Genomic DNA, 12346 nt, shown 5'->3' with positions numbered 1-12346 from the left:
CCACCCGCGGCTTTGAGGCCGAGGACTTCACCGAGGTCGCCGACATCATCGCCGAGACACTCAAGCCGTCCTACGACGCCGAAGCCCTCAAGACCCGCGTCAAGGCTCTCGCCGACAAGCACCCGCTGTACCCGGGCTTGAACAAGTAAGTCCCGTTTCATCCGGCACCACGCACACTGGATGGGTGAGCGTGGTGCCGGCCCCCGGCACCACCCCGTTATGAGGAGTCATCCCGTGGCCATCTCGGTCTTCGACCTGTTCTCGATCGGCATCGGCCCGTCCAGCTCCCACACGGTGGGCCCGATGCGGGCGGCCCGCATGTTCGCGCGCCGCCTGAAGAACGAGGGCCTGCTCGCCCACACCGCCTCGATACGCGCCGAGCTCTACGGCTCCCTGGGCGCCACGGGACACGGCCACGGCACCCCCAAGGCCGTCCTGCTCGGCCTGGAGGGCGAGTCCCCGCGCACCGTCGACGTGGGGAAGGCCGACGACCGCGTCGAGGCGATCAAGGAATCCGGGCGGATCAACCTGCTCGGCGTCCACGAGATCCCCTTCGCCTTCGACGACGACCTGGTCCTGCACCGCCGCAAGGCCCTGCCGTACCACGCCAACGGCATGACGATCTTCGCGTACGACCGCGAGGGCGCCCTGCTCCTGGAGAAGACGTACTACTCGGTCGGCGGCGGATTCGTCGTCGACGAGGACGCTGTGGCCGGCGAGAACCCGATCGTGCCCGACGACACGGTCCTGAAGTACCCCTTCCGCACCGGTGACGAGCTGCTCCGCCTCGCCGGGGAGACCGGCCTGTCGATCTCCGCGCTGATGCTGGAGAACGAGAAGGCCTGGCGCACGGAGGACGAGATCCGCTCCGGGCTCCTCGACATCTGGCGCGTCATGCAGGCCTGCGTCTCGCGCGGCATGTCCCGCGAGGGCATCCTGCCCGGCGGCCTCAAGGTCCGCCGCCGCGCCGCGAACTCCGCCCGCCAGCTGCGCGCCGAGGGCGACCCGCTGGCCCACGCCATGGAGTGGATCACGCTCTACGCGATGGCGGTCAACGAGGAGAACGCCGCGGGCGGCCGCGTCGTGACGGCCCCCACCAACGGCGCGGCGGGCATCATCCCCGCCGTCCTGCACTACTACATCAACTTCGTGCCCGGAGCTGACGAGGACGGCGTCGTCCGCTTCCTGCTCGCCGCGGGCGCGATCGGCATGCTCTTCAAGGAGAACGCCTCCATCTCCGGCGCCGAGGTCGGCTGCCAGGGCGAGGTCGGCTCCGCCTGCTCGATGGCGGCGGGCGCGCTCGCCGAGGTCCTCGGCGGCACCCCGGAGCAGGTCGAGAACGCCGCCGAGATCGGCATGGAGCACAACCTCGGCCTCACCTGCGACCCGGTCGGCGGCCTCGTGCAGATCCCCTGCATCGAGCGCAACGGCATGGCCGCCGTGAAGGCGGTCACCGCGGCCCGGATGGCGATGCGCGGCGACGGCAGCCACAAGGTCTCCCTCGACAAGGTCATCAAGACCATGAAGGAGACCGGCGCCGACATGAGCGTGAAGTACAAGGAGACCGCCCGGGGCGGGCTCGCGGTGAACATCATCGAGTGCTAGACAGATAGGCCCTGACCAGCGCTTATTAATCTTTCAGCGCTGTCAGGGCCTTCCCTGCTTACGCAGCGGAAAGTCCCTCAAACCTCCCTGAGACAGACGTGAAAGTCCCTGAAAAGTCCCTGGGATTTCCCTGCTCCGCCTCGTTCATCGGTGGTGCTGGGCTGCCCTTCTTGGCCGACCAGGTGCCCTTGGAGCGGTGCCGAGTGCGGGCACAGCGATCAGGAGGCATCCTCGCCGGGCTGCTCGGTCTCGGTTTCAAAGCTGGAGCCCCGGTACTCGGGGTGGTTTCGGTCCACGGCACCGGCGACGTGGAGCGGGACGGGATGGCGGGTGCGCGCATCCCAGGCGAGGGACTGATGGCACAGCGCCGCTGCCAGCGCAGCAAGGTCCTTCGGCTGGTGCATGCCTGGCTGCGGCACAGTGATCTGAGTTGCGGTAAAGCTGTGCCAGTCCTTGCGCAGCAGCGCCTCCTTCTGGTCCTCCGGGATCGTGAAGCGGGTGAATGTGCTGCCGTTGATGGCGGTTTGACCGAAGCCGTCGTAGCTGCGCGATTTCTGGGCGAAGTACCAGCTGGTCACCCCTGTGGATGTGGTGCGTTCGTGCAGCCAGTCGTCCGGGGCTTGCGGTCGCGCCGGGTCGCGTCGCCCTCGGGCGTCGGCGCGGTCGACAGGCGTGGGGACCTCGCCGTACGACGTGTTGATGCTGACCACGGCAACCGAGCGGCCGTTGTAGTTGAGCCCTTCGCTGGGGAGCGTCGCTTCGCCGAGTTGGGCGTGCTGCAGTCCCGGCCAGATGGTCCGGCACGCTTCTGTGTCCACGAAGATGACGAGGGGGGTCTTTGCGGGCAGAATCCTCAGTGCGGCTTTGATGTGCTCGCGGACGAGGGCGGCGCCTTCTTTGTGACGGGCGTGCTGGTCCACGCCGATCGGACCGGACCCGAAGGCTACTTCTCCCTGGGGAAGTGGGAGCCAGGCGTGGTCGCGACGGCTGTACATCTCCAGTCGCCAGGGCTTGTCCGGGTCCGGATCGGTGTGCAGGGCCGTGAGGACCTCCACCATCTGTGTCTTGTCGGCGGAACCGAACTTTGCACTGACCCGCTGCTGGCGTAGATGCAGTCCGACCAGGATCGTGGGGCGATCCAGTGGGACGCCCTCGGCGAGGCGTCCGTCGACCGCCCCGAGGCGAAACATCAGATCACGCAGCCCGTTGATGGCCGGGTAGTCCAGGCGCGGGCGCTTCCGCTTGGGCTTCTTTGCCTCCTCGCCTACCTGAGGCTCTAGATCAAGGTCACCCGCCATGGCCTGAAGCTCAGCACTCAACTCCGAGTCCTGGGACAGCCCGTCTTCGTCTTCAGGCTTCGGCGGCTTCGGCCGAGGGCGCTGAGCAATGAACTGGGAGACGGCTCCCCGCCGATGGAAGTGCCTGCGGAGATCCTGCTTCGGGTCGTAGACGTCTGGTTGTCCCCTCCGAGGGGTTCGCCTCTTCGGATTCCAGATCGTCTCGACCCACACGCCAGTGAGCATGGTGCTCGAAAGTGGTGCGAGGAAGGAGAGTTCGCGATTCCAGTCGACCGGCGTCGGCGAGGTCAGAGCGGGCAAGCGCCGTAGCTGTACGCACAGCCGCTCCGTAAGACGGTGATCGCGGTTGTCTCCCCACTCCTCCGTCTGCTCCGGTTCCTCAAGGTATGGAGTAAGAGCGGTGATCATGCGCTCCCGCGTGTACTCGTCGTCGTACAGGGCGAGGACCCGCACCTGGTCCTGACCCGTGCCACTCAGAGCGTGGTCGAGATCCTCCCGCGCGACGGGGCCCTTTGTGTGACGGACGACTTCGACGTCGGTTCGTTCGTACACGAGCTGCTCGACCTTCAGCTTCGCCGCAGCCTTCTTCACGTGGTGGGCGAGGTAGAGGTTGAAGCGTGTCCCTGTGCCTTTGCCCAGCGGATGCTCGGTGGGTCCGGGCACCAGGGCCCTCACCGATGACTCCTTCACCTCGGCGAGGGTCTCGTTGTTGCCGAGTTGGATGGCTTCCAGGTTGCAGGCAGCGACGACTTGGGCGGCGAAGTTGCGGGCGTACGGCTCCCATCCTTCGCTTGCACGACGGTGCCCGACGGGCAGGCGGAGCACAGTGTTGTTCTTGCCGCGTTCGACGAATGCGGTGCGGGTGCCGGCCCAGTGTGTGGCCAGCCTGCTGAAGGTGGGCAGAACGTGGATACCGATCCGTGGCTCGCCGGGCAGCGTGATGACGCGGAAGTCGAGCTTGTGCATCGCGTAGCCGATCCTCGCCGGCCGTTCCGTTTTGCCTTTCAGAACATGATCCCAGGCGAGCAGGCTGCCTCTGGTGTCCATCAGCCATTCGAGGCGACGGCCTGCGTCCGCGGTGCCCGCAGGCAGGTGGAGCGGTTCGCGCGCGAGTGCGGCGGCGAAGTTCCACGCGGCGACTCGGTAGAACCACTGTGGCGCACGCGGCTGGCCAGAGGCCGCGTCGCGGATAAAGGATCCGAGCTTGGGCTTGTCCATCTCGCTCTGCGCCAGAAGCGGGGAAAGAGTGTTGGCGTCGGTGCCGCCGTGGATGAGCTGTTCCCAGCTACGGACGGCCCGTGTCAGCAACCGTGGCGCGATGGGCTTGGTGGTGGCCAGGACCGTGGGCAGTGCGCGGTCGTCGTCCGGCATGGTGTCGATGTCCGGCATGATCACGATGGGCTGATTGGTCACCGCGGAGAGCGCCGTGGCGAGCCCTGCGTACGCGGGACGGATCGGCTTAGAGGTGTCGTTGTCGCGGTAGCGGGGCAGCTGGCTCCACGCCTCAGCGAAGTCCTCGTTCAGTCGGTAGAGGACCACGGTGCCGAGGCGCTCGGGGGCGAGGAGGTAGGCCAGGGAGGTCAGCATGCTGTGTCCAATGAGTCTGCGGTGACTTTGTGGTTGTCGGCGAAGGTGAAGAAGGCCCTCAGGGCCTCGCCGTTGGTGGTGAGCATGGTGTCGAGTTCACCGGAGCGGGCCCAGTCGGCGCGGAGTTGTCGGATGAGGCTGGGCAGGTCGGAGTTGCCCTTGGGGTCGAGGAAGGCGTAATCGACGAGGCGGATCCGCCCTGGTGTGCCGCCCCGGCGCGCACGGCCGACGAGCTGAATGGTGGAGGCGATGAGTTCGGCGGCGATGGCCTTCTTGGCCCGGCGGGGCAACGCACTGAAATAGCGTTCGCTGCTCAGCAGTTCGTCGAAGTACTGCCCGGACGTCTTCTTGGATCGCGCGAGTTCGAGCCATGGCTTGTCGCTGACACGGTGGTCGTCCAAGGCTCTGGCTCCCACATGGGCGAGCAGCTCGTCGGGGTCGTCGACGATCGACATGGGACGTACCGCGAGCCAGATGGATCCGATCCGAGATCGGCGTTCGCCTGGAGTGAGGATGTTGAGGCTGCGTTCGGCTCGCTTGAGTGGAGCGATGAGGATACGTGCGTGCGGTCGGGCCCCGAAGTCCTCCAGTTGGTCTCCCGCGATCTCGATCCAGGGACGGTCCTCGGCTTCCAGCTCCGTCATGGTGTCGGCATCTGCGTCCGGCCTCACTGCGACCGCGATCAGCCCGGGGGGCGCACCTGCGGCGCGCATCCCTTCGGCCAGGTCACGGCAACTCTGGTAGGAGGTCGTAGCGAGCAAGATCGCGTCCTGAACGCCGGGGAGGTCTTGTGCGGCGAGGTCTTCGAGCTCGCGCGAGAGTTCACTCCACAGCTTCATCCCGAGCTGCCTCGTGGCTTCCCGTCTCTTCTTTCCGGAGAGCCCCGAGATCCTGATCATTTCCCCCGCCAGGTCCGGGATGGCGCGGGCGTCGATGACCACTGTCGAACCTTCGTCCGGCACGATGAACTCGGGTCGGATGTGGATGTGGTGCCGATGCGCCCCCGGCATGTAGGCGGTCGCCGAGAGCCCGAGGACTGCTCTCGGGTGCCCTGAGTGAGCGAGCGCGGTGATCTGCCCCAGCGAGGTGATGTACCGGTGGGGGTCACCGCCGAACGCGGCGGCGCACAGTTTGGTCTCGTGGGGCAACTTGGGGTTGTGGTCCTCGGTGAAGGCGAACACCAGACGCCCGAGCGGGCCGTGCGGAATCGCTCTCCACTTCTCATATCCGCCCAGAGCCTGGGTGATCTCCTCTGCCGCGGGAACGCCGGCGAGTTTGAGCTGCGGTGCGTCGTGAACGAAGCTGTACAGCATGCCCCTCAGCGGGACCAGGAACATCCTGCGTACCAGCCGGTCGATCACCGCTGCCCTGGTTTTCGACGCGGGGATCCAGGAGGCCAGTGCCTCGAACAGCTCGCCGCGAGCGTTCTCCAGGACTCCTGCAGCGTCGGTGGGGGTGGTGATCGAACGCACCAGCCGCGCGAACTCACGTACGTGCGCGGGCAGAAGATGACTCGCGATGTTGCTGTCGTACACCGCTTCCATCAGCACAGCCGCGCCCGCTTCATCCCGCGGATCGGGCTCGGGCGACACCTTGGACACGTCGTCGGCGAGGAAGGCAGCGAGGTGCCTGCCCAGCCATCCGTCCCAGCGCTGAGGGACGATCCACCGACGGCCGCCTCGCTGCTTGCGCGGCTTTTGGTGTGGCTCGTCGGGGAGTTGCTCGCTCAGAGCGAGATCACCCCGGGCCAGATGCATCGTGTAGGTCTCGGCCAGACGCCGGCACTCCGACACGTTCGACCGGGTTCGTTCCTCTAGGGCCCCGGGGAGTCGGCCGAATGCGCTGACAAGTTGATTGTCCACCTCCAGGAGAGGTCGATCATGTCCACGGTCGCCCCACGCCAGGGTCAGCCCCCGCCCGGACCGGTCCATCACGGCTGACTGGAAGGCGTCGAGTTCATCGATGAGGACGACCTGGGCGCATGTCATGAGGAACTTCTCCACACTGACCTTCTCGTCCACCGTCCCGTCGTCCGCCTCCATCGGGATGTGCATGCGCCCCCCGTAGAGGTTGGCGTGCGTGGTCACGATGATGCGCGCCGAGCTTGCCTGCCGGGCCAGCCGAAACTTCCCGCAGCCCTGCCTAAACGGACAGACCTTCGGAGCTGGCATGCTCCGGTACGGTTCCCCGCGCTCTGGGCGGACGGGGGTCAACTTCGTGCAGGGCTCTCCACCCGGCACCCACGTATCCACGGCTTCTTCCACCGAGGCGCACGCGGGTAGTTGGCAGGAATAGCCGATCCGGGCGAAGACCCAGTCGATGTAGTCCGGGTCATGCGAGCCTTTGACGGCTCGGTCCACTTCCCGCATCAAGCTGTTTGGCGACATCAGCGGAAGCACCACCGCCGAGGGGTCAGCACCCAGCCGCTCCCTGACGCCCCATTCTTCAAGATCCTGCTCGATCGCGTGGGTGAGTTTCAGCGCGTTCGCGTTGGTGTCGACGACCAGGGCCACGGTGTGCCCTTCCTGCACGGCCCAGATCGCGTAGCTCCGAAGCAGAACGCTCTTCCCTGAGCCTGTAGGGGCGCTCAGCACCGTGGTCGGTCCCGCCCGCAACTTCACGGCGTCATCGATGTCCTCCCCCCGCACGGTTCGCATCTTCTTGAAGAAGGGGGTGAGCGTCTGGGTCCGGAACGCGCTTCCCTTCCCCTCGTCGAGTTCTGTGTTCAGCTGCAGGAAGTCCGGAACCTTGAGCACCGCTTCGGCAAGCTCGGGAGCCGTATGCAGCTGCACAGGCTGGGGCTGGCGCGGCGGTGCCTGGTGCTCTTCGAAGGTGTAGTAGGCGAGTACAGGGGCCTTCTGACGTCCCGCCATCGGAACGCGCAGTGTGTGGGTGTACTCCCCAGGTTTCGCGATCGCGCTCACGGTCACCGCGGACGCCCGGATGTCGTCCATCTCCGCCAAGAGTTGGTCCGCACAGGTCCGAGGGTCAAGACCGTGGTGACCGACTACCTGCTCTTCGCCGTCCTGCAGGCGGAAGCCCGGGACCCGACGCTCGAAGAAGTTCGTGCTGGCGTAATCACGGAACGCTGTGTCATTCGCCAGGGGGTTCGCCCTGTGGGCGACCAGACGGCCGAGACGGCGCTGATCGTCCAGGGGAAGGTCCGCGAAGGCCGCCCAGGTGTCGTACTTCCCCGTCAACAAGTAGTGCGCGGCCGTCAGTGTGGTGCCCCCTCGGCCTTCGGGGAAGTACGCCTGTGCGCAGGCACAAGCGCAGGCCAGGAGCCGTGACAGGAGCCGGGATTGATTCCGCTCGAGGCCATCACGATCGCGTTCGTCTTTCACTGAGCCCTCCTGGCCTCGGCGAGCTTCTTCTTCACGATCCGGTTCACGTCCTCGACCATGAGAACGGTGTAGTCGGGCAGCAGGTCCTGCAGTTCCACACGCTGCGCGGTGCCGCGATGATCCGGGAGGACGATGGTCTTCGCGGCGAGCGGCTTCTTGGCGATCTCGTCGGCCAGACCGGAGGCGCTGGCAACATCCTTGAGGTCGACCGCCAGCTCCCAGTCGAGCTCCTTGATTGCGAACCTCACGTCGTAGAGATCCTGATGGGGCCAGAGTTCGACGATCAGCGGCGGCTTGCCGTCCCACCGCTTGTACAACTTGAGCTCTTCGATCCCCGGTACGACGATGAAACGCCACACGGAGAACTCGACGCAGACCGTCTGACGGCCGCCGTCCCGGTGGACGGTCTTGGCCGCCGGCTGCCTGCGCACCGTGTCGTCCCGGGGGCGGAGCTTGGGAGGCTGGCCATCCTTCAGGCTCCGGATGGCGTACTCGGCGTTGTGGGCCCAGTAACTGCAGCGCACGGAGGCCCCGTTGACGCGCATGGGCCACTGGCACACGGGGCAGGGCCACCAGTAGCGCCCCTCGTAGGCGCGATCCGGCGGGAGGGGAACGTAGCGGACCGGCGGCAGAATCCCGGCATCGCTGCACGCGTCAGCGATGGCCTCCCGCTCGCCGGCCGGGTGCTCGGTCGTGAACCGCCGGCGCGTCACATAGTCCGCATCGCTCGCCCCCGCTTTGAGCCCGAGAAACGCCTCGTTCTCGATGATCTCGTGCTGCATCCACGTCCACGTGGGCATCCAGCCACGACCGCGATCGCCTCGCTCAAGCACCGAGACGATCGCGGAGCACCCGTCGGAGTAGACGTCGTCGCTGATCTCGCCCCACTCCAGGATCGTGACCCGCCCCAGCGGATCGTCCTTGAAGACGTCGGGAGCGATATGCCGCAGTGGCTTCCTCGACAGCTGGTCTACGAGTTCAGCCGGACTCAGGGCTTCTCGGTTGGCGCCGAGGATCGAGTTGACCACCCCGGTCATACTCATGACTTCGCGCCAGGCCCGGGACTCCTCGCGCCGGATCGTCCAGGCGTACCCAAGGCGAATCGTGGCGCTGACCAGCATGGTCCTGCGCCGGCTCATAACGGCATCGAGCACCGTCACTCCTCCATCTCACTTTACTGAGTGTTCTTGACAGAGAGCTCTGCGTGATGGAGGTGATGGTGCCGGAACTATCGGGGCGTGATGGCAAGCATGTGAGTCAGCGTGTCGCGATCACAAAATCCCCATAGCGCTGACCAGGGTGTTTGTGCGCAGCCGAGTCAGAACGAGGAAGCAGAGTTTCACCCTCTTAGGTGACACCCGACGTTCTCCGCCGTGCACCGCGCCCACGGGCCCACAGCCTCGCAGTGCTCCCCGGAGGGCGGTCAACGGTCTTCCCCAACGACGGGCGGCCGGGGCGTCAGGAGATCCGTTCGTACAGAGCCCCCTCTGCTTCCCTCAGCTCACGCTCGACGGCTTCGGTGAGGTTCGGGTTGTCGATGAGTACGCCGAACTCGACGTTGTTGTTCTCGGCGCTCCAAGAGAAGTTCGCGCTGGTGACCAGCAAGAGGTGACGGTCGATGGCGAGGAATTTTGGCGTGGTTGCGGACGTACGTGCCGTCGAATTCCTTGGTCCGCCATACCTCAGCTGGAGCCAAGTGCGCGGCTACCTCTGCGGTTGTCGGCGACCAGTGTTGTCCGCTGCCGTCGGCCGCCCGGGTGTCCATGTAGACGCTTACGGCGACATCGTCGCGCTGTGCGGCCTCCTGCAGCGACGTCCAGAGCGCCGAGCTGCGCTGAAAGCTGAAGGTTGAGCACGTGATCGCGTGACGGGCGCCGTCCACGAGGCGGGTGACCGAGCTGGTGAGCGGGCCACTTTGGGCGAGGTGTCCGGGCATGGTCCAGAGCGGTGACAGCGTGGTCGGGAGCGCCCGCGCCCCCTCGATCGCCCGCAGGACCAGAACCTGTTGGTACGTCGTGCTGGCGTCTCGCGCCACTGCCTCCAGCAGCCGTCGGACCTCGGCCCGTTGGCCGACCGCGACGACCTTGAGCGCGGCGGTCAGGGTGTCGCCGTCGGCCAGACGATCCGCTATGCCCTTGGCCTCGGACCTGGACAGGCTCCTTCACCAACGTCATCATTGCCGGAACGTGACCGCCCCAGCACCTCGCGTTGCACCCGGGCCGGAGAGTCACGGAATCACCAGTATCTCCGACCTGGGGTACAGCCCGCTTGAAGTCCTTATGACTCGCCGACGGCGCGGGGCGGGGCAGCGCACTGACGATCACGCCTCACCCAGACCAGGCTGTACACGCCTACTGCCGGAATACCGGAATAAACAGCTCCCAACCTCGATTGTTCGTTCGCAACGAACACGGTGGGCGGGGGGAGGCTCATGAGCAACCTGAAGGTCTTCAAGGTCAGAGGCCGGGATGTCACTGAAGTTCCCGGGGAGGCCGTCAGTGTCGAGGTCGAGCTGCAGCGGCTGATCGAGGCCAACATGGAGACCATGCTCGGTATCCGCTTCCTGGCCGCTGAGTACCGCACCGGGCGCCACGGGGGTCGGATCGATTCGCTCGGGCTGGACGAGAACGGCACGCCGGTCATCGTGGAGTACAAGCGGACCCGCGACGAGGCGGCCGTCGTCCAGGGGCTCTCGTACCTGTGTTGGCTGCAGGATCACCACCACGAGTTCGAGAACCTGGTCACTGCCCGGCTCGGCGAGGAGGCCGCCGGGGAGATCGACTGGAGTGCCCCGCGGATCGTGTGCATCGCCGGCGCCTTCACCTACCACGAGACGGTGGCGGTGGAGATGATCCCTCACCGGATCGACCTCATGGCGTACCGCGTCTTCGACGACTCCGTCACCCTGCAGCTCGTCACCGCGACCGGCGGCACCCGGACCACGGCACGCGGCAAGACCTCGTCGCCGACCCGCTCGGGTACCTCGGCGCCAAAGTCGGTCCAGCAGTACCTCGACGCGTCGCCCAAGGAACTGCGCGAGCTGCACGCCGATCTCGACGAGCTACTGCTCCACCGTGATGTGCAGATGGAGCCGCAGGTGCACTACTTCTCGTACCGGCGGATCAAGAACGTCGCCACGGTGCGTGTACAGCCGAGGAACAAGTTGCTCGTGGTGAATCTGCGCCTCGCCCCGGACACCGTAGACCTGTGCGACGGGTTCACCCGGGACATGAGGGGACTCGGCAGCCTCGGCCTGCAGGGCGATGTCGTCGAGGTCCGCATCGCCTCCCGCGAGGATCTCGGCCGTGCTGCTGGCCTGATCCGGCGCAGCGTCGAGGCCGGATAACTCGGCTACGGAAAAGGGCTGTTGCTCCAATGCGGAGGTGGAGCGACAGCCCTTCTCATATCTCGTTCTTGCAGCCCCGCTCTCACTCTCACTTCCCGGGCCCGGCGAGTTCGAAGTCGTCCTTCGTGAACGCGCCGCGCAGCCGCTCCTCGGCGACGTCGGCGTAGTGGGCGGACAGCTCAACGCCCACGAAGCGGCGTCCCTCGCGCAGGGCTGCGACGCCCGTGGAGCCGCTGCCGGTGAACGGGTCGAGGACGGTGCCGCCCTCGGGGCAGACCTGGACGAGCTGCTGCATGACCTCGACCGGCTTTTGGGTGATGTGAACCCGGCCCTTGCGGGGCTGGGAGGCGATGTAGTGGCCCGGCAGGTAGAGGTCGCGGGTGTTGTCGAGGGAGCCCTTGACGCCCCAGATGATGAACTCCGAGTCCTGCTTCGGTCCGCCCTTGCGGGGCCGGCTGGACGGCTTGATCCACGGAATCGTCCCGCTCCAGGTCCACCCCGCCATCTGCAGTGCGTCGGAGGTGGTCGGCTCCTGTCGCCAGTCGGTGAAGACCATCGCGACCGTGTGCTCGGTCGAGGCCCGGTACGCCTCGGTGAGGAGTTCGGTGAGCCAGGAGCGGTAGGAGCGCTGGTCGCGATTCTCTCCCGGGAAGTTGGCGAGGCCGTGCGCCGAGTTGCTCGTGACGTACTTGGCGCGGGCGGTACGGCCGGTTCGATCGGAGCTGGTGCGGCCCCCGGAGTTGTACGGCGGATCGGTGATCACCGCCTGGACGCTCTCGTCCGGGAGGGACTTCAGGACGGTCAAGGCATCGCCTCGGTGCAGCGTGTAGCTCATGGGGAGGGCCTCTTTTCGGGCGCGGCGGAGTCTGGACCCGCTCCGGACAGCGCTCAACGGCGGGCGTCCGGCGCGAGGTTGCAGCGGAGGTTAACGGCGAATTCCGGCCGCACCAAGCGAGGCGGCTCCCCGCTTCGGACCCCGGGACGGCAGTCGTTTGGTGCGGCCGGAATCCCGGTCTACTGTCTCGCCGTGCCACCGGGAAGGAGCGCTGCTCCACCCCCGTTGAGCTGTGCTTATCCGTGCCGCCTCGTCCAATCGAGCAGCTTCGGAGGCATGTTGCCCATCTACCCGCGAGCGCCGTGAGGAGGCCCCTGTGCACCGCCTGAGA

7 protein-coding genes and 1 pseudogene are annotated in these 12346 nt (G+C 66.5%); 3 read left to right on the top strand and 5 right to left on the bottom strand.

Translation table 11 applies throughout. The annotated features are described in order from the left end of the window. A pseudogene (locus EOT10_RS27965) lies at positions 1-149 on the top strand (serine hydroxymethyltransferase); the annotation flags it as partial. Between the two features lie 85 nt (positions 150-234). Then, complete coding sequence (locus EOT10_RS27960; RefSeq protein WP_127831106.1) at positions 235-1605, top strand: L-serine ammonia-lyase; 1371 nt, start codon at positions 235-237, stop codon at positions 1603-1605. A 218-nt stretch (positions 1606-1823) separates the two neighbouring features. On the opposite strand, the gene EOT10_RS27955 is transcribed toward EOT10_RS27960, so the two are convergent. The 4 genes from EOT10_RS27955 to EOT10_RS42165 form a co-directional block, all read right to left on the bottom strand. Continuing rightward, entirely contained in the window at positions 1824-4490 is a 2667-nt protein-coding gene (locus EOT10_RS27955; protein ID WP_127831105.1) for an RNaseH domain-containing protein, read from the bottom strand. Continuing rightward, positions 4484-7834 carry a DEAD/DEAH box helicase family protein gene (locus EOT10_RS27950; protein WP_127831104.1) on the bottom strand — a complete coding sequence of 1117 codons (3351 nt, stop codon included), beginning with the start codon at positions 7832-7834 and terminating at the stop codon, positions 4484-4486. Before EOT10_RS27950 ends, EOT10_RS27955 begins: the two co-directional genes overlap by 7 nt. Further along, a complete protein-coding gene (locus tag EOT10_RS27945) occupies positions 7831-8994 on the bottom strand; it encodes a restriction endonuclease-related protein (protein ID WP_127831103.1) in 1164 nt (387 codons plus the stop codon). Before EOT10_RS27945 ends, EOT10_RS27950 begins: the two co-directional genes overlap by 4 nt. A 298-nt stretch (positions 8995-9292) precedes the next feature. Continuing rightward, on the bottom strand, positions 9293-9439 hold the full coding sequence (locus EOT10_RS42165) for a hypothetical protein (protein WP_262985448.1): 147 nt from the start codon (positions 9437-9439) through the stop codon (positions 9293-9295). Between the two features lie 826 nt (positions 9440-10265). On the opposite strand from EOT10_RS42165, the gene EOT10_RS27935 reads away from it, so the two are divergent. Next, positions 10266-11180, top strand: a complete 915-nt coding sequence (locus EOT10_RS27935) for an endonuclease NucS domain-containing protein (RefSeq protein ID WP_127831102.1) — start codon at positions 10266-10268, stop codon at positions 11178-11180. An 88-nt stretch (positions 11181-11268) separates the two neighbouring features. Here the strand turns inward: EOT10_RS27935 and EOT10_RS27930 are convergent, their stop codons facing one another. After that, a complete protein-coding gene (locus EOT10_RS27930; protein ID WP_127831101.1) occupies positions 11269-12015 on the bottom strand; it encodes a DNA-methyltransferase in 747 nt (248 codons plus the stop codon). Positions 12016-12346 lie beyond the last annotated feature (331 nt).

Origin of the sequence: Streptomyces antnestii, assembly GCF_004005495.1 — a bacterium.
Classification (GTDB): domain Bacteria; phylum Actinomycetota; class Actinomycetes; order Streptomycetales; family Streptomycetaceae; genus Streptomyces; species Streptomyces antnestii.
Note: the sequence above shows the minus strand (reverse complement) of the source record. Positions and strands in the feature narration are given on the sequence as shown.